18 protein-coding genes are annotated in these 17,841 nt (G+C 68.9%); 5 read left to right on the forward strand and 13 right to left on the reverse strand.

Annotated elements, in window-relative coordinates; all coding sequences use genetic code 11:
- Window positions 1-46: 46 nt before the first annotated feature.
- From AB0B25_RS10380 to AB0B25_RS10405, 6 genes are all read right to left on the reverse strand, one after another.
- Window positions 47-610, reverse strand: coding sequence for a TetR family transcriptional regulator (locus AB0B25_RS10380; protein WP_357176942.1), 564 nt, complete (start codon window positions 608-610; stop codon window positions 47-49).
- Entirely contained in the window at window positions 607-969 is a 363-nt protein-coding gene (locus AB0B25_RS10385; protein WP_357176943.1) for a DUF1304 domain-containing protein, read from the reverse strand. The genes AB0B25_RS10380 and AB0B25_RS10385 overlap by 4 nt, the downstream gene beginning before the upstream one ends.
- A 284-nt stretch (window positions 970-1,253) precedes the next feature.
- On the reverse strand, window positions 1,254-2,180 hold the full coding sequence (locus AB0B25_RS10390) for a hypothetical protein (RefSeq protein WP_357176944.1): 927 nt from the start codon (window positions 2,178-2,180) through the stop codon (window positions 1,254-1,256).
- Window positions 2,181-2,410: 230 nt separating this feature from the next.
- Window positions 2,411-2,980, reverse strand: a complete 570-nt coding sequence (locus tag AB0B25_RS10395; protein WP_357176945.1) for a carboxymuconolactone decarboxylase family protein — start codon at window positions 2,978-2,980, stop codon at window positions 2,411-2,413.
- A gap of 105 nt (window positions 2,981-3,085) precedes the next feature.
- On the reverse strand, window positions 3,086-3,223 hold the full coding sequence (locus AB0B25_RS10400) for a hypothetical protein (protein ID WP_357176946.1): 138 nt from the start codon (window positions 3,221-3,223) through the stop codon (window positions 3,086-3,088).
- A 56-nt stretch (window positions 3,224-3,279) separates the two neighbouring features.
- Window positions 3,280-4,059, reverse strand: a complete 780-nt coding sequence (locus AB0B25_RS10405; protein WP_357176947.1) for an AraC family transcriptional regulator — start codon at window positions 4,057-4,059, stop codon at window positions 3,280-3,282.
- Window positions 4,060-4,668: 609 nt separating this feature from the next.
- Here AB0B25_RS10405 and mihF point away from each other — a divergent pair.
- The gene (mihF, locus tag AB0B25_RS10410; RefSeq protein WP_357074883.1) at window positions 4,669-4,983 is read left to right on the forward strand and encodes an integration host factor, actinobacterial type; all 315 of its coding nucleotides are present in this window, start codon (window positions 4,669-4,671) and stop codon (window positions 4,981-4,983) included.
- A 200-nt stretch (window positions 4,984-5,183) separates the two neighbouring features.
- Here mihF and AB0B25_RS10415 read toward each other — a convergent pair whose 3' ends face one another.
- From AB0B25_RS10415 to AB0B25_RS10430, 4 genes are all read right to left on the reverse strand, one after another.
- On the reverse strand, window positions 5,184-5,714 hold the full coding sequence (locus AB0B25_RS10415; protein ID WP_357176948.1) for a hypothetical protein: 531 nt from the start codon (window positions 5,712-5,714) through the stop codon (window positions 5,184-5,186).
- 79 nt (window positions 5,715-5,793) lie between these two features.
- Window positions 5,794-6,633 (reverse strand): formate dehydrogenase accessory sulfurtransferase FdhD, encoded by an 840-nt coding sequence (fdhD, locus tag AB0B25_RS10420; RefSeq protein WP_357176949.1) that lies wholly within the window; start codon window positions 6,631-6,633, stop codon window positions 5,794-5,796.
- Complete coding sequence (locus tag AB0B25_RS10425; RefSeq protein ID WP_357176950.1) at window positions 6,630-8,924, reverse strand: FdhF/YdeP family oxidoreductase; 2,295 nt, start codon at window positions 8,922-8,924, stop codon at window positions 6,630-6,632. The genes fdhD and AB0B25_RS10425 overlap by 4 nt, the downstream gene beginning before the upstream one ends.
- Before the next feature lie 144 nt (window positions 8,925-9,068).
- Entirely contained in the window at window positions 9,069-10,304 is a 1,236-nt protein-coding gene (locus tag AB0B25_RS10430) for an FHA domain-containing protein (protein WP_357176951.1), read from the reverse strand.
- Between the two features lie 443 nt (window positions 10,305-10,747).
- Here AB0B25_RS10430 and AB0B25_RS10435 point away from each other — a divergent pair, with 443 nt between their 5' ends.
- Both AB0B25_RS10435 and AB0B25_RS10440 read left to right on the forward strand, forming a co-directional pair.
- Window positions 10,748-11,419, forward strand: a complete 672-nt coding sequence (locus tag AB0B25_RS10435) for a TetR/AcrR family transcriptional regulator C-terminal domain-containing protein (protein WP_357176952.1) — start codon at window positions 10,748-10,750, stop codon at window positions 11,417-11,419.
- A 57-nt stretch (window positions 11,420-11,476) separates the two neighbouring features.
- Window positions 11,477-12,037, forward strand: coding sequence for a GNAT family N-acetyltransferase (locus AB0B25_RS10440; RefSeq protein ID WP_357176953.1), 561 nt, complete (start codon window positions 11,477-11,479; stop codon window positions 12,035-12,037).
- Here AB0B25_RS10440 and AB0B25_RS10445 read toward each other — a convergent pair.
- Window positions 12,027-13,577 carry a glycerol-3-phosphate dehydrogenase/oxidase gene (locus AB0B25_RS10445; RefSeq protein ID WP_357176954.1) on the reverse strand — a complete coding sequence of 517 codons (1,551 nt, stop codon included), beginning with the start codon at window positions 13,575-13,577 and terminating at the stop codon, window positions 12,027-12,029. The genes AB0B25_RS10440 and AB0B25_RS10445 overlap by 11 nt on opposite strands.
- 43 nt (window positions 13,578-13,620) lie before the next feature.
- Window positions 13,621-14,238, reverse strand: a complete 618-nt coding sequence (locus AB0B25_RS10450; protein WP_357176955.1) for a helix-turn-helix domain-containing protein — start codon at window positions 14,236-14,238, stop codon at window positions 13,621-13,623.
- 169 nt (window positions 14,239-14,407) lie between these two features.
- Here AB0B25_RS10450 and AB0B25_RS10455 point away from each other — a divergent pair, with 169 nt between their 5' ends.
- Both AB0B25_RS10455 and AB0B25_RS10460 read left to right on the forward strand, forming a co-directional pair.
- Window positions 14,408-15,985, forward strand: a complete 1,578-nt coding sequence (locus tag AB0B25_RS10455) for an FAD-binding oxidoreductase (protein WP_357177080.1) — start codon at window positions 14,408-14,410, stop codon at window positions 15,983-15,985.
- Complete coding sequence (locus tag AB0B25_RS10460; protein WP_357176956.1) at window positions 15,982-16,944, forward strand: YegS/Rv2252/BmrU family lipid kinase; 963 nt, start codon at window positions 15,982-15,984, stop codon at window positions 16,942-16,944. The genes AB0B25_RS10455 and AB0B25_RS10460 overlap by 4 nt, the downstream gene beginning before the upstream one ends.
- Before the next feature lie 28 nt (window positions 16,945-16,972).
- On the opposite strand, the gene AB0B25_RS10465 is transcribed toward AB0B25_RS10460, so the two are convergent.
- The gene (locus tag AB0B25_RS10465; protein ID WP_357176957.1) at window positions 16,973-17,686 is read right to left on the reverse strand and encodes an AAA family ATPase; all 714 of its coding nucleotides are present in this window, start codon (window positions 17,684-17,686) and stop codon (window positions 16,973-16,975) included.
- Window positions 17,687-17,841: the final 155 nt, after the last annotated feature.

The following is a 17,841-nucleotide window of genomic DNA, read 5'->3' on the forward strand; positions in this document are numbered from 1 at the left end:
CGCGGCTGCCGCGTGAAAGAGATTTCGGTACAGCTGGTTTCGGTGGTCAGGACGGTAAAGCCGTTCGGTGCAGCGAAATGAGCAGTCGCCAGATCTGGGCGGCCAGCTGTGCGGGGGTGGCTTCGATCGCGCCGTGCAGCCAGTCGGCGAGCACACCCGCGAATGTCGCCGCCACCGCGGACGCCACCAGGGCCGCGGCGGGTGCGCCCGCCAGCGCGCGCTCGGTCCGGCTACGTTCGCGCAGCTCGTGGTGGAGTAGCTCGCCGAGCGGGCCGCTGCCGCCCGGGCGCAGCAGCGCCCGGTACAGCGCGGAGTGCGGCGCGATCCCCTCGACGAACTCCGTCAACGCCGGTGGTGGACGAGACGGATCGGGTGTTCCGCGCCAGGCATGCAACGCCTGTACCGCGTCCCGGACGACTTCCGCGCAGGCGTCCACCGCCAGCGCCTGCGCGTCGGTGTAGTGCAGGTAGAACGCTGAGCGGCTCACGCGTGCGCGCCGCACCACGGCGGCCACGCTGACCTGTTCGAGCGGACGCTCGGCGCATTCGGCGAGCAGCGCGGCCCGCAACCTGGCCCGGGTGCGCGCGGCCCGTGGATCACCCTCGCTCATCCCGCGAGCAATACCGCGGCCAGCCCGAGAGTCGCGGGCAGCGCCTGCGCGAGCAGGATCCGCCAGTTCGCCGTGATCGCCCCGTAGATACCCGCGACGAGCACACAGATCAGGAAGAACACCCGCACCTGGAACCCGACCGGGGCGTCCGCCACCAGTCCCCACACCAGCCCGGCCGCCAGAAACCCGTTGTACAACCCCTGATTCGCTGCCAACGGCTTCGTCGCCACCGCCATCTCCGCATCGAACCCGGACAACTGCCGCCCTGGCTTCCGGTCCCACAGAAACATCTCCAACACCATGAAGTAAGCCTGTAGTACCGCCATCAACCCGACCAATACACCTGCCACGACCGCCACGATCAGCTCCTTTCGGCCTTTATCAACAACTGTCCATAAATTATGAACACCTGTCAATAAAGTCCGGGTCGGGAGTCGGGCGGCAGGCTATGCCGGCTTCCCGGGGAGTGTCAACTGTGCACGCCTTGCGGGTGACTCGATGACGGGAGGGAATGGTGCCGCGAGCAAATGGTTCCGCCCGCCCGCGATACGTTCTCACCCGCAAACGATGGGTCTGCCCGTCCAGCCGCTGCGGCAGTGGGCACGGCACCTGCACGGTTCACCGTCCATCGATCCGACCCTGATCAGCGCGACGCGCTCGCTCCGAGGTCAGAGGTGTGCGCCGTGGACCACTGGATGTCGTCCGACATTGCCCGCTGGGAGTCGGCGCCGTCGGGCACCTGCAGTTCGTCCGGGTCGTCCGGGATCGACTGTGGTACCGGCAGCGGGTCGTGTGCGCCTGGATCGGGCAGACTGCGGACCTGTTCGGTGGCGTAGGTGATCGCGCGGCCGTAGCGTGCGCTGGCGGCGTCGTGGATGAGCAGCGCGACGCCGATCATGACCGGCGCCACTCCGTGGACCGCGGCGTCGAACCACCGCCCCGCGCTCACGTGCGGGTAGGTGTTGAGGGCGACCGTCAGTGCGAGCAACGCGATCTCGGCCGCCGCGACCTGGCTGCGGTTGTCCAGCACACCCCACTCGGTGACCTTGTTCGTGCCGATCATGATGATGATCAGCGACACGCTGATCATCGCCTCGAGCAGATAGCTGAACCAGTACAGCGGATCGTCCGGCCCGCCGGGCGCGATGTTGTGCTGGACGTTGACCGCCGACCAGAGCATGCCCGAGGCGACCACACCCGCCAACGCGCCGAGCGACCATGAGCGGTGCCGGTACAGGGAGGCCAGCCTGGCATGCGGGCTGGATTCGCGCCGCTGTGCGGCGATCGCCTTGCGTGCCAGCAGGAGATCTCGAATATCTGCCTTCTCGATGGCCTCGGAGGTGTTGCGCGCTCGGTCGGACGCCTCGGCGGCGGCCTCGGCGTGCTTCCAGCGCTGCTCGCGATTCTGCGTCCGGATCCGTTCGGCGAGTTCGCGTTCGGCGTTCAGTTCCTCTTCGGACAGCGCGCCGGTCAGTGCTGGATCGAATTGGTAGGCGAGGCGGCCGCGAGCTTTCTCGACCTGTCTCGCCAGCCGCGCGACGTCGTCGTCGTGGGGATGTTCGTCGAGCATGCGGCTCCAAACGGTTGGGCGGAGGGGAACTCGAGAAACCGTAGACGCCGACACGGACTACCGCTCATCGAACGCGCAACGATAGCTCGCTGACCGGGCGCGGACATGCGGCCTCAGCACCCTCTATTCTTAGTCCATTCCCGGCCGGAGCGACAGTCCGGCGGGCGACCCGGCCCGAAGTACCAGGTCGGCCACCATCTTTCGGCCGCGCCGCGGACCGCCGGGGAGGCTCACGCCCAGGGCACTCGACACGAATCGGTGCTGAATCCTTGTGCGGTGATGCCGAGCGCGGAGTTGAACCGTGAGCGCGAATTCTCCAGTGCGATCTGATAGCTGAGCTCCACGACGCCCGCTGGGCCGAATCGCCGCTCCAGATCCGCGACCTGCTCGTCGGTGACGGTGGTCGGGGTGGCGGTGATCGCGTCGGCGTAAGCGATGGCGGCGCGCTCGTCGTCGGAGTATCGGGGCGACGTCGCGTAATCGGCAATGTGCTCGAGTCGTTCGACGTCCAGCTCGCCGAGGCGCATGAGCATGGCGCCGAAGTCGACGCACCACGAGCAGCCGACCGTCCATGCGACGCGATAGACGGCGATCTCGCGGACGGCCGCGGGCAATGTGGTGCTGGCCTTCTGTGCCATGAGCTCGTGGACGGCGTTGGCGGCGAGCAGTTTCGGATGGTTGGCGGTGACCGCGAATGGCTCAGGAACCGCGCGGTAGCGGCGCTGCGCGAGTCGATACAGCAGCTTGGTCAGGGGGCCGGCCTGCTGCGGAGTGACGGCGGCGATACGGGTGGCACCCATCTCGATCTCCTTCGATCAGTGGATTGTTCCTACTTCTCGGACGAGAGACCGCTACGGAATGTGATGCGACCGCGCTGTGACCTGGCGCACCAGGATCCACACCGACTATTCGGGCTCGATCCGCCGGTCTGCCTGGCTCCAGTCGGCGCGCATTCTGGTGATCCGGCCTTCCTCGTCGAACTCCATCACATCGATCGGCGACAAGACGACCCGTTGATCGCCGACCTTGGTGACGACGGTCACGGCTCCTCCGCGAAATGAGAACGCGTTCCCATTCCCATCCTAGCTCCGTCCACCGGTCAAGGCTCGGTCCCGCCTGCCTCGTCCGGCACCACGACTTGTACGCCGGTGGCGAGCAGTGTGGTGGCCGACAGCCCGAACAAGGTGTGGAAGGCATCGCTGAAATGGGAGGGACTGGCGAATCCCGCGTCGGCGGACGCGGTGGTGAGGTTCGCGCCCTTGGCGATCGCCCGCCCGGCGCCGAGCATCCTGGCCCAGAGCCGGTACCGCCGGAACGACGTCCCGGCCTGCGCCGAGAACAGGTGCAGAAAACGAGATTCCGACAGATGCGCCGCCGCGGCGAACCGGTCGGCGGTGAGCTCGCGTGCGGGATACGCGCGAAGAGTGGCCATCGCCTCCGCGATGCGGGCGTCCATCGACGGACGCGACGCCAGGCCGATGAGATCCGCCAGCGCCCGCGGATCGGGCCGGTCACGACCGGCTGCGTCCGCGAGCGCTGCCTCGCCCTGATGCGTCAGCCCGATATCGTTGTCCCACAGGGTCATCCGGTCGCGGCATGCGCGTGCCCGGGCAGATCCGGGATCAAGGTAACAGAACATCATGTCGTCGCCGTCCGCGACGACCTGGTGCACCCTGCGCGGCGGAATCAACGCACTCCGCACGATTCGCGCGGTCCCGTCCGCCTCCAGTGTGAACGGCGCGTCCACTCCGACCGTCAGGCATTCCACCGCGGTGGAATGCGCCCCGAGGCGCAGCGACGGTCCGCGATAAATGGCCTGTCCGGCCCACAGCCACAAGACTGCGGGCGGGCGCGCGTGCAGCGGACTCATGCTCGCCATGCTGACACGGTGCGGGCGCGGCGAGAAGAAGTCGATTGTTCTGTTGTCGCGCCCGCGCCGTGGGACACGGTGACGATCGGCGCAGACCGATCGCGCCCGGTGTCGGGGATCGCCGTTGATCCTCCTGGTTCGCCGTTGAACCTGCTGTCCCGCATTGCTGCCTTGCTGATCCTGTCGAGGAAAACGCCGGCGCTGTTACTTGCGCCGCGGCGACCTGTCGGGCGTAGGCCCATACTGCGGCGCACTCGCGTTGCGATAAGTGCCGATGACCACGCCGCTGCTGGTCACGCGGGAGTCCGCGTGCCGGAGCCCGAGCGGTGCGCTGTCGGCGGTGAGAAGTCGCTTCCCGGCGCCGACCAGTACTGGAAGGTCGGTAGACGCCGTCGAGGGTGGCGAACTGGGTGCGCGACAGCGCTACGACGTGGTGTTCCTTTCGTCCCATTCGGCCGCTGCGTGCAGGTCGGCTGCGTGATCGGACGGCATGGACCCGGAGAATTCATCGCTATTTCCGCTGTGTCGGCCCCGGTGTGTCGGCCTTGCGGGTTCGGCGCCGTGATGTTTACTCGGTCCGGTCAACCAGATGTTCGAGTGAGTGGAAGCGGAGGAGACATGGCACTGCCTACCATGACCGCAGAGCAGCGCACCGAAGCGCTGGCCAAAGCGGCTGCGGTCCGCAAGGCACGCTCCGAACTGATCGGCAAGGTGAAGGCGGGCAAGGTTTCGGTTGCCGAGCTGCTGAAGAAGGCCGACTCCGACGAGTTGGTCAAGAAGACGAAGGTCGCCGCCGTGATCAAGGCTCTGCCCGGCGTCGGCCCGGTCAAGGCGGCGAAGCTGATGGACCAGGCGGAAATCCCGGAGGATCGCCGCATCGGTGGTCTCGGCGCGCGTCAGCGTGCCGCGCTGCTCGACGCGCTGAAGGACTGACGAACGCGTCGCCGTCCTCCCTACCGGGGACGAACGCTCACGTCGGCGCCAGATCGCCGCGCGGGCGCTCGCTCGAGAAGTGCACGAAGAATGCGGCGTCCTCCGACAGCCGCCCCGGATCACGCCCGTGGTGACGAGCACGGCCCACGGGCGTCCCGGTCACTGTGCACATCGACCGGGACGACCGGACCCGGCGCTGATCAGCGGGACGCGCGCGGACGGCGTCCCGGGAAACGGCTATCGTTCGACCGCGGAATATCGCCACGCGGCGGGGCGAAGACGCAGACCAGACCGGCGACAACGAGTAGGAACGCGCCGATCAGGCTGACCGTGAAGCTGGTCGCGCCCAGCGCGGCGGGCCGGTGCGTAGCGTGATAGACGAAATGCGGGATGCCGAAGGTCAGCCAACCGATGCCCGCGATCCGAGCCGCCGTGGCGCCGTCGACGACGAGCGCGGCGATCGTGACGGCGGTCAGCGCAAGAAAAAACGCGCCGACATCGCCGGCCAAGTGGTGGTTGTAGGGCCCGTCCACCGCCACCCACCGTGTGCCGAATCCCGGAAAGCTGGAGTACCAGGAATGCGGCGCCACCGTGGCCCACAGCCCGACGATCGCGCCTTGCACCGCCAAGATGGCCAGGATGATCCTTGCGATCACCAGTCGGCCGCGGAAATGCTCGAATCGCCTGCGTGCGCGCAGACCCACACCGGTTGCCGGTACCGAGATCCGCATCGGCCACTCCGTTCTCGCCGAACAGTTCCGAACGCTTGCCGTCACGGTAAGACGGACGATCCGGTGCGGCAAGAGTGCGTCAGACCAATTGCGCGGCGGCTTCCGATTCGAGACGGACGCGCTCGGGCCTGCTGTAGACGTTCATGGTCTCTCCGCGCAGGAAGCCGACCAGCGTGAGCCCGGACTCGGCGGCCAGGTCGACGGCAAGCGAACTCGGCGCCGAGACCGCGCCCAGCATCGGGATCCCGGCCATGACCGCCTTCTGCACCAGTTCGAACGAGGCGCGACCGCTGACGATGAGCACCAGATCATGAGCGGGAATCAGATTTTCGCGCAGCGCCCAGCCGATCACCTTGTCCACCGCGTTGTGCCTGCCGATATCCTCCCGCACCGCGAGCGCCGCGCCGTCGGCGGTGAACAAGCCCGCGGCGTGAATACCGCCGGTCGCGTCGAACACCGACTGGCGGCCCCGCAGGGTGTCCGGCATGGTGGCCAGCGCGCGGGTGTCCACCACCGGGCCCTCCGCCGGCAGCGGGAACCGGGTGCGGGTGCGCACCTCGTCCAAGGCGGTCTTACCGCACAGGCCGCACGCGCCCGTAGTCAGGAAGCTGCGGGTCGGCACCGGGACGGGATTGCGCAGGGTGAGGTCGAGGACGTTGTAGGTGTTGCGTCCCTCGTCGTCGGTACCGGCGCAGTAGCGCGCGGCGGCGATCTCGTCGGCATCGCCGATCATGCCCTCGCTCAGCAGGAATCCGTGCACGAGATCGATGTCGTTGCCCGGCGTGCGCATCGTGACCATCAATGACTGTCCACCGATGCGGATCTCGAGCGGTTCCTCCACGGCGAGCGTATCCGGGCGCTGGACCTCCCCGGCCGGTGAGATCCGGCGCATCCGGCGGCGGGCGGTCACACGGCTCATGATCGGCTCGGCTCGAGTCGAACGGTGACGGCCTTGGACACCGGTGTGTTCGACCGCGCCGCGACATGGCCGAGCGGGACCAGCGGGTTGGTCTCGGGGTAATAGGCGGCCGCATTGCCGCGCGGGGTGGGGTAGGAGACGAGGCGGAAGCCTTCGACGCGGCGTTCGATGCCGTCGGTCCACTCGGAGACCACGTCCACCAGATCGCCGTCGGTGAAACCGAATGCGGCGATGTCGTCCGGATGCACGAGTACCACCTTGCGGCCGCCGTGCACACCGCGGTATCGGTCATCGAGTCCGTAGATGGTGGTGTTGTACTGGTCGTGGCTGCGCAGTGTTTGCAGGATGAGCCGGTCCGCGGGCACCGGCAGCCAGGTCAGGTCGTTGATCGCGAAGTTGGCTTTGCCGGTGGCGGTGTGGAACTCGCGGCGGTCGCGTGGCGGGTGTGGCAGTTGGAATCCGCCGCGCTGCCTGACCTTCACGTTGTAGTCCGCACAGCCGGGCACGACCCGGGAGATCGCGTCGCGGATGGCGTCGTAGTCGCGGGCGAACCGCGCCCACGGCACCGAGTGGTCGGCACCGAACAAGGCGAGCGCGAGTTCGCAGACGATGGCGACTTCGCTGCGCAGCTGATCGCTCACCGGTTTCAGCCTTCCGGTGGACAGGTGCACCATCGACATCGAATCCTCGACCGAAACTTGCTGTTTCACGCCCTCGCGGAGGTCTTCGTCGGTGCGGCCGAGAGTGGGCAGGATCAGTGCGGTCCCCCCGTGGACGACGTGGCTGCGATTGAGTTTGGTGGAAATCTGCACGGTGAGGTCGCAGCCGCGCAGTGCGGCCTCGGTCACCGTGGTGTCCGGGGTGGCGGAGACGAAGTTGCCGCCCATCCCGACGAAGACCTTCGCGCGGCCGTCACGCATCGCACGGATGGCCTCGACGGTATCGAAGCCGTGTTCGCGGGGGCTGGTGATCCCGAATTCGGCATCGAGTGCGTCGAGGAAGGCATCGGGCATCTTCTCCCAGATGCCCATGGTGCGGTCGCCCTGGACGTTCGAGTGGCCGCGCACGGGACAGACGCCCGCGCCGGGCTTACCGATCATGCCGCGCAGCAACAGGAGGTTGGTGGCCTCTTCGATGGTGGCGACGCCGTGTGCCTGCTGGGTCAGGCCCATGGCCCAACAGATGATGATCTTCTTCGATCGTGCGAACAACTCGGCGGTGTGGTCGAGTTCTGCTCTGGTGAGGCCGGTAGCCGCCAGAACAGTGGCGAAATCTACCGAGCGCACGGACTTTTCGTATTCGGCGAAGCCCGCGCAGTGGGCGTCGACGAACTCGCGGTCGACCACCGTTCCCGGTGCGCGATCCTCGGCCTCGAACAGCAGTCGCCCGAGCGCCTGGAACAGCGCCATGTCGCCACCTAGGCGAATCTGCAGGAAGTCGTCGGCGATCGGCACGCCGCTGGTGAATCCCTTGACCGTCTGCGGGTCACGGAAGCCGAGCAACCCGGTCTCCGGCAGCGGGTTCACCGCGATGATCCGAGCGCCCTCGGCCTTCGCGCCGGCCAGCGCGCTGAGCATGCGCGGATGGTTGGTACCGGGATTCTGGCCGGCGACGATGATCAGGTCCGCGGCCTGGAAATCGTCGATCGTCACCGAGCCCTTGCCGATCCCGATCGAGCTCGACAGCGCGGTGCCGGAGGACTCGTGGCACATGTTCGAGCAGTCGGGCAGGTTGTTGGTGCCGAAACTACGGATCAGCAGTTGGTAGAGGAACGCGGTCTCGTTGCTGGTGCGGCCGGAGGTGTAGAAGACGGCTTCGTCGGGCGTGGCCAAGGCGCGCAGCTGGTCGGCGATCAACCGGTAGGCGTCGTCCCAGGCGATCGGAGAGTAGTGGGTGTCGCCGGGGCGCAGCACCATCGGGTGGGTCAGCCTGCCTTGCTGACCGAGCCAATATCCGGACTTGTCCGCCAGGTCCGCCACGGAGTGCGTGGCGAAGAACTCCGGAGTGACCGTGCGCAGCGTCGCCTCCTCGGCGACCGCCTTCGCGCCGTTCTCGCAGAACTCGGCGGGCCTGCGGTGGCCGGACGGCTCCGGCCAGGCACAGCCGGGACAGTCGAAGCCGTGCACCTGGTTGACCCGGGAGAGCGTGCGCGCGGTGCGCAGCACACCCATCTCCTCCATCGAGCGTTTCAACGCGACCGCCACGGCAGTGACGCCGGCGGCCTGCTCCTTGGGTGGGGTCACCGTTAGCCGAGACTCGTCGATGTCCTGGGCCGGTCCATTTCGATGCATGCTGGCCATTGTGCTCCAAAGCTGTCTGAGTCGCTCGGGGGGTCAGCTCCTCGCACGGTCGGCACCCGAATCGGGTGCCGAAAAATCTTCCCGGATTCGGTTGCTTCGCGGGTACCGCTGCTCGTAGATACGAGCCATCGCCACTCAGCGGCCGCGCCGCGTGGCGACGCTGTCGGTGCCGCCGGTGTACTGGTCATCGCCGTGATAGGTGAGGATGCGGTCGCTGATGCGCACGCGCCAACCGGGCGGAAGTTCGGTAGGGGCAGTGCTGATTCGGGTCCACTGGTCAGTGTCTGGGGCGGCGATGAAAGTGCCTGCGGTCGCACGGGCGTCGCGGACGTAGACTTTGCCGCCGTCGACCGACACGTAGGCGTGGACGCGGGAGACGTGGCGGTCACGCCTGATGACGAGCGGGGCGGCGGTCGCCGCGCGGACCGACTCGTCGACCTGCGGCCCGCACCCGATGACGTAGGGACGGTCCAGGGGATAGGCGGCGCCATCCGCCGAGACCAGTGCGCCGAGGATCGCGTCGCTCGCGTCGACTTCACCACGCGCACGCGTTCCGCCGTCCGCGGTCGCGGTGGACGTGCGCAGTGGTGCGGGTTCGGCATCGGCCTGTCCTGCGGGCTGTAGCCGGGACCAGGCGAGCGAAACATCCGGCACTGACCGCGGCGGGCGCGGCTTGGCGGGCCGGCGCGCCGACTCGGGTCGCGAGGCGGTGGCGGGAACTGACGCCACGGCGTCGGACGCGCCGGTCGGCTCGGGCGTCGCCGCGAAGCCCGCCGCGGCGGTGGGTTCGGGTTCGGACTTCGAAGCTGCAGCGGGCTCGGGTGGTGCGATCTGTGCGGACGACGCGGAGCTGGCAGCGCGTTCGTCCGCACGTTGCTCGGCGGCCTTTCCCTTCCGCCGGACGGTGGCGAGCAGGACGAAGCCGCCACCGGGAACCACACCCGCGCGCAGATCGCTGCGCGGCTGCGGCGTCGGTACGGTGCCGGTGTCGGCGCCGACGGTGATGCGCCGCACCGGTTCACGCACGATCTCATCGACCCAGGTGAACGCACGTGCGCCGGACAGTCGACGGGTGCCCTCCGCGCCGTGGATCTCGGCGGCCACCGGTCCGCGCAACAGGATCAGTGTTCCCTCTTCGGTCGGCGCGACCACACCGAACGGCGGTGGCTCCGAAGGACTCCCGAAAATGACCGCGGCCAGGCGTTTGGCGAGCGCCGCACCAGGGTGTTCGGCGTCGGTCACGGCTTCGATGGCGCCGAGTATTCGGTCTGTGGCGGCGGATTCGCCACTGAGGTAGGCGACGACCACACCGAAGCGGGCGACCAGACCGTCGCCCGGCGCGATACCCACGGTGGATGGAATTCCGCGCACCCGCGCCCTCCTTCCCCGGCGCAACTACCGGAATATCGAAGCCAGCATAGAGCGTTGCCCACGGGTTAACGGTGGCCTCGACCTACCCTGTTGCGGGGTGCGCGTCCTGTCCACGTTGCGGTCTCGTCGTCGAATTTCTCGCTGTCGTGCGCCTTTTCATCACCCAGGTCGACCGTGTCGAGCCGGTCCTCGACCCGGACGCGGTTCATGCCAGATCGTGATGGCTGTGATGTCCGTCTCGATCGTTTGTCTCGGAGTCTGGAGTATCGCCGACCGCTCTCGGCATCCCCCTCGGAACCTGTCGTCCCGATTGCCCGGGGGGTGGATACCGAACAGCTCAGCCCCGGCCGTGGCGAAACGCCGTGATGAGGCGTGTGGACAGTCGCGGCCTGAACAAACGTTGTTCGTGTCAAACAGTGTTCGTAGCGGGATAAGCTCGGCCCATGAGCGCAGCACCCGCCAGTCGCCGGGCTCGCCCGGCCAAAGCCCCGCTGAGCCGTGCGGTGATCATCGAGACCGGCCTGCGGATCCTGGACCGGGACGGCGCCGCGGCACTCACCATGCGCCGGGTCGCCCAGGAGCTGGATACCGGCGCGGCCTCGCTGTACGTCTACGTCGCCAACCGCGACGACCTGATGGGCGCCATGCTCGACCACGTCCTCGGCACCATTCCCGAACCGGCGGGAGCGACCTGGCGCGAGCGGCTCACGGCGTTGGTCGAGTCCACGGTCGCGGCGATGAGCCGCCACGAGGGACTGGCTCTTGTCGCGCTCGGTGCGATTCCGACCGGTCCGAACGCGTTGGATCTCATCGAACGGATGCTGGCGCAGCTCACCGCGGCGGGACTGGACGATCGAACCGGTGCCTGGGCGGTGGACCTGATCTATCTACACATCGCCGCGGCGGCCGTCGAGCAGAGCGTCCACAACACCGAGGACGGCACCGAGGCGGATTACGTCACCGCTGTTGCCCAGCAGTTCGCCCGCCTGCCCGCCGACCGGTATCCGACCCTGGTGGCCATGCGCGACACGATGCTGGCCGGCAACGGCGATGCGCGCGCGGCCTGGGCGGTGCGGGTACTGGTCAACGGTATTCTCGCCACGCCCGCCGACTGATCGGGGCGGGCGGAGAACTCGCTCGCTCGCGGCGCGGACCCGGTACACAATGGCCCGATGATCCGCCCAGCGACGACGCACGACCTGTGCGCACTCCAGGACATCGAGCGTGCCGCCGGCGTGCCGTTCGCGGCGGTGGGCATGACGGCGGTGGCCGAGGATGAGCCGCCGGCACTGGACACGTTGCGCGAGTTTCAGCGGGTCGGCCGCGCCTGGGTCTGGGCCGACGCCGCCGATTACCCGATCGGCTACCTGGTCCTGGGCCTGGTCGACGGTATCGCCCACATCGACCAGGTCTCGGTGCGCCCTGCTTTCGCCGGGCGGCGGATCGGCAAGCGCCTCATCGACCGGGCCGTGCGGTGGGCTGCCTCCGAGGGGATGGCGGCGATCACCCTGACCACGTTCACCGAGGTCGCCTGGAACGGGCCGTATTACGAGCGGCTCGGCTTCCGATATCTGTCGTTGGAGGAGGAGACGCCCGGTTTGCGGGCGCTGCGGGCGGCCGAACACGCGCACGGCCTCGACCGGTGGCCGCGCGCGTGCATGCGCGCGGAACTCGCGGGACGGTCGATGGACCGATCCGAGCGCGGACTGGTCGAGAATCGTCCTAGGCGATAGGCGCCAGCGCTGCCGCGGCCGCCGGGGCGGCCGCCGCGCGATCCTCGGCGACCAGGCCGATGCGGGTGCGCCGATCCAGCAGATCGTCGGCGTCCAGCGCGCCCTCGTGCGAGACCGCGAACGCGAATTCGGCGCCGATCACATCGATTCCGGGCGCCACCGGCTCGGCGAGGGAAGGGTCGCGGCGCGCCGCGACCGCGATGGCGGCCGCCTCGCTGCCGTAGCGTTCGATCAGCTCCGGCGCCGCATCGATGCGGTCACGCTCGGCGCCGGAGACCGCGCCTACCAACGGCAGTCGCCTGGTGCGACAAGGCCCGGCGGTGAGGTCGCCGCGCGCGATCGCCGCATCGATGGCATCCTCGGCCATTCGCCGATAGGTCGTGAGTTTGCCGCCGACAATGGTGATGACGCCGGTCGGCGAGTGCAGCACCGCATGCTTGCGCGAGATGTCGGCCGTGCTGTCGTCTGTGGTCTGGAGCAGCGGGCGCAGCCCGGCATACGAGCCGCGAATATCCGCGCGTGTCAACGGCTCCCGCAGCGCGGGGTTGATGGTGTCGAGCAGGAAATCGATCTCGTGGTCGGTCGGCTTCGGCTCGTCGGGCACCGGCCCCGGCGCGTCCTCGTCGGTCAGGCCGAGGTAGACCCGGCCGTGCGCGGCGGGAAAGGCGAAGACGAACCGGCTGGTGCTGCCGGGTACCGGCACGGTCAGCGCGGCGCTGAGGCCGCCGAAGCACGCGGCGGAAAACACCAGATGGGTGCCGCGGCTCGGACGCAGTTCGATGCTCGGATCGACCTGGTCGGCCCAGACGCCGGTGGCGTTGACCACGGTACGTGGCCGCAGCGCGATGGTTTCGCCGGTCAGGCTGTCGCGCACCATCGCCGATTTCCCGGTCACATCGAACGCCGCGGTGCGGGTGAGCACTGTCGCGCCGTACGCCGCCGCGGTGCGCGCCAGCGCGACCACCAGGCGGGCGTCGTCGACGAGTTGCCCGTCCCAGGCCTGCAACCCGCCGCGTAACCTGTCGCGGCGTACGGTCGGCGCGAGCCGTAACGCCTCGGCGGCGGCGATCCGGCGCGACCGGGGCAAGATCGCGGCAGGTGTCCCTGCGCCGCGCCGGAGCAGGTCGCCCGCCAGGAAACCGGCGCGTACCAATGCGGTCTGCGTGGGGCCGATGCCGGGGATCAGCGGCACCAGCTGGGGCAGTGGGCGCACCAGATGTGGTGCCGTAGTGCGGATCAAGATGCCGCGTTCCACCGCACTCTCGTGGGCGATGCCGACTCGGCCGCCAGCCAGATAACGAAGTCCGCCGTGGACCAACTTGGAACTCCAGCGGCTGGTGCCGAAGGCGAGATCGCGGCGTTCCACCAGCACGGTCCGCAGCCCGCGGGCGGCAGCGTCCAATGCCGCCCCCGCGCCGGTGACACCGCCGCCGATCACCAGCACGTCGATCTCGGCGCCGTCGCCCAGCCGCCGCAGATCCGCGGCGCGGCGGTCGGCGTTCAGCGCGGAATCTCCGGTGTGCACCGAATTCGCGGTCATGACAATGCCTTTCCGGTAGGAAGGGGTCCCGTGGCGGGGGTGTTCATCGGGGCCGGCTCGGGCCGCCGTCGTCGAGGTAGCCGTCGATCGCGCGACGGAGTTCGGTGTCGAGGTCCGCGTGCGCGAGGATCGGCGCGACGGTGCCCGCCGACTGCACGACGGACTGGACGATCAGCAGCATCATGGTGGCCATTCGGTCCGGATCGCCGTCGCGGACGGATCCGTCCTGCTGACCGTCGCGGATACCCGCCGAGAACAGCTCGATCAGCGCTCGCTGGTTACGGCCGAGCCTGCCGAATACATACGTGAGCATCAGATCGGTGTCGGTGCGGAAGATTTTGCCGAACAACGGATTGGACCGGACCTGCGCCGCGCCCTCGACCACGCCCTCGACCAACCTGGTGCGTGCGATTCCGGTGGACGGCATGGTGGCGGCGACGATGCCGCGCAGCTCGCGCACCAGCAGTTCGGCCACCAGCGCGCCGGTGTCGGGCCAGCGGCGATAGACGGTCGGCCGGCTGACACCCGCTCTGCGCGCCACCTCGGTGAGCGTGGTGCGGCGGACGCCGAACTCCTGCACACAGGTGCGGGCCGCGTCGAGAATCGCGAGGTCGCGTGCGGACAGCATGTTCTCGGCGTCGGTCTCGTCGGAAGCGGTCAAGGTGGCACCACCGGTGGTCGGTTCGTCGACGGCTCGGCCGCCGACCAGGAGAGGGTTTCGTTACTGCTTGACATTCTATGTCAAACTGTAACTTATGGTGGAGACGCAGCATACCGATGAGCATTCGGCTCGCGCGGCTGACCCGGGTGGCCGTGGGGCCGCGGCGAGCATGGTCTGGGACGCCTGGGGTATCCCTGCCGGACACAAGCCGCTTTCGGCGCAGATCCGGGGTCTGCTGACCCAGGTATTCGGGGTGTCGGGCGACCCGCTGCCGCGACGCGATGAGCACGACGTGCCGCTACGCGAATCCGCGCTGACGCCCGGGCAGCGAGCCGAGTTGGTCGAGGTCGTCGGCGCTGCCAACGTGTCCACCGGCCACCGCGACCGGCTGCGGCACGCGGGGGGCAAGAGCACCCCCGACCTGCTGCGTCGCCGTGCCGACGGCCCGCAGGACGCACCCGACGCCGTCGTCTTCCCCGCTGATCACGAGCAGGTTCTCGCTGTGCTCGCCGTGTGCGCCGAGCACGCTGTCGCCGTCGTTCCGTTCGGCGGCGGCACCAGCGTTGTCGGTGGCGTCGATCCGGTGCGCGGCCGCTTCGCCACGGTGATCACGCTGGACCTGCGCAGACTCGACGCCGTGACCAGGATCGATCCGATCAGTGGCACTGCGACACTCGGTGCGGGACTCACCGGTCCACGTGCCGAGGAGTTGCTCGGCGCGCACGGACTTTCGCTCGGTCACTTTCCGCAGAGCTTCGAGTTCGCCAGCATCGGCGGCTTCGCTGCGACGCGGTCCTCCGGCCAGGCGTCAGCGGGGTACGGCCGCTTCGATGACATGGTGCAGAGGCTGAAGATCGCCACGCCCAGCGGCACCCTCGAGCTCGGCCGCGCCCCCGCTTCGGCGGCGGGGCCGGACCTGCGCGAACTGTTCGTCGGTTCGGAAGGCGCACTCGGTGTCGTCACCGAGGTCACTCTGCGGGTACACCCGGTCCCCGAAACCATTGCCTATCAGGCATGGTCGTTCCCCGATTTCGAAACCGGCGTGGCCGCACTGCGCTCGGTGGTTCAGGCGGGCGCCGCACCGACCGTCCTGCGGCTGTCCGACGAGGCGGAGACCGGAGTCAATCTGGCCCGCTCCGGCAACGTGGGGGGCAAGTCGGTGGCGGGTTGTCTGGCCATCACCACATACGAGGGCACCGCGGCCCATGTCGCGGCACGTAGTGCCGAGGCCGCCGCGGTACTCGTCGCCGCGGGTGGCGCGGCGCTCGGGGCGACGCCCGCCGAGGAGTGGGAGCACGGTCGTTTCGCCGCGCCGTACCTGCGTGATGCGCTGCTGGACGTCGGGGTGCTGTGCGAAACGCTGGAGACCGCGACTACCTGGTCGAACCTGGCGGCGTTGAAGACCGAGGTGACGACCGCGCTGACCAACGCACTCGGAGCGCAGGGGACGCCACCGCTGGTCATGTGCCATATCTCGCACACCTACCCGACCGGCGCCTCGTTGTACTTCACCGTCGTCGCCAAGCAACGGGACGACCCGATCTCCCAGTGGCAGGTCGCCAAACGAGCCGTCGGCGACGCCATCATCGCGGCAGGCGGCACCATCACCCACCACCACGCGGTCGGTACCGACCATCGGCCTTGGCTCCCGGACGAAGTCGGCGACCTGGGCGTACGAGTCTTGCGCGCGGTGAAGGCCGAACTCGACCCCGCCGGCATCCTGAATCCCGGAAAGCTGGTGCCGTGATCGAGAACTCGACCGTGCGGACGATCGCCGTGGTCACCAATCCGCAGTCCGGGCTGGGCAAGGGCGGTGCGGTGGCGAGCGCCGCGATCGCCCGGTTCCGCGCCCAGGGCGCCGAGGTCACCGAGGTGAGTGCTCCCTCGGCCGCCGAATCGGTTCGGCGGGTGCGCGACGAGATCGCCGGTGTGGGGCAGGGGCCGAAGCCCGATGCGGTGGTCTGCGTCGGGGGCGACGGTCTGATCAACGTGATTCTCGCGGCCGTCGCCGAGACCGGTGTCCCGCTCGGCATGATTCCCGCGGGCACCGGCAACGATCTGGCCAGGGAACTCGGCGTGCCGACCGAGGACCCGATCGCCGCGGCCGATCTCGTGCTGAACGGACGGACGCGGACCATCGACCTCGGCCATCTCGAGTCCGCCGCGTCCGGGGCCGGACCGATCTGGTTCGCCACCGTCACCGGCACGGGGTTCGACGCGCGGGTCACCCTGCGCGCCAATGATATGCGCTGGCCGAAGGGGCGGCTGCGCTACACGGTCGCGGCGCTCGTGGAGATCTCCGGACGCTACACCGTGCCGTACCGGGTCGAGCTGACCGGTGCTGTGACCGCCGGGCTCGGCAACCCGGGCGAGGGCTCGCTGCTGGAGACCGAGGCGGTCCTGGTCGCGGTCGGCAACACTCGCACCTATGGCGGCGGCATGCTCATCTGCCCGGATGCCGTACCGGATGACGGACTACTCGATCTGACCGTGGTCGGCGCCTTGTCCAGGGTCGAGATGCTGCGCCTGCTGCCATCGCTGTCGGCGGGCAAACGCCAGGATCATCCGCGGGTCAAGCAGTTCCGGGCCGCGGCGGTCACGCTCACCGCGCCGGGCGCGCCCGCGACTGCCGACGGCGAGCCGGCGGGCACCCTGCCGATCACGATGCGCGCGGTGCCCGACGCGCTGACCGTGTTGGTTCCCTGATCACCGTGCGGGCACGGGTTTTCGAGCACTAGGCCGCGAAGGCCACGCGACGCAGCCGGTCGATGGTCGTGCGATCGACGATGACGACCGAGCACCACCCGCCTGTCGGCCCACGCTGCTCGGTCGTCACCGTCCGCATCAGCCGCCGCCAGCGCCGCGCGTGCGCCGCGAATGCCACCCGGTTGACCCGCCGTCCGCGGGCCTGCTGGCCCGCCCGCGCCACGGACGCGGGCACATCGAGCATGAGCAGGTGCAGGTCCCGGCCGTAGCGGCCCGCCCAGTGCGCGATCAGCGCGCGCGTCCAGCGGAAGGTGGCGCAGTCGTGGATCACGACCGCACCGGTCGCCTCGCGCAACGCGGTGCGGATCGCGAGGAAGTGCGCGGTGTGCACCACCGGGCGCCGGAGCAGATAGGGCAGCCACGACAGCCTGCGCCGCCACCGATTGCGGGCCTGGTGCGAGTCGAGCACCAGGCAGCCGTCCGGTCCGTCCGGCGGCGTCTCGGCGTCGGCGGTGGCGCCGAATAACCTGGCCAGCGCCGTGCTCTTGCCCGCGCCGGGGACACCCGCGACGATCAGTGTCGCCGACCTCGGGTACCGCAACTCCACGATCACACCACCGCGCAGGTCGTGCAGCGTGTGCGGCGCCAAGGGCCGCGGTAGCGGTTCGGGGCAGTGGGTCGACAGTACGTCGAGCGGGAGACTCGCCTCATGTGTAGTTCCCGGCCGAGATTCGTTCGTCATCCGGGAAAACCCTGGTCTTTCAGAGAGATTCGTCGGGACGGGATCTCCTGCGGCATTCATATTCTCCAGAGTCCCCAGTTCTTTCCGATCCGGCAATATCCGACATTTCAGTCACGTCTGGATCGAGGTGGCTGTCCGCCTGCGGATGAGTGCAT

This window comes from Nocardia sp. NPDC049190 (genome assembly GCF_040648115.1).
In the GTDB taxonomy this organism is placed as follows: Bacteria; Actinomycetota; Actinomycetes; order Mycobacteriales; family Mycobacteriaceae; genus Nocardia.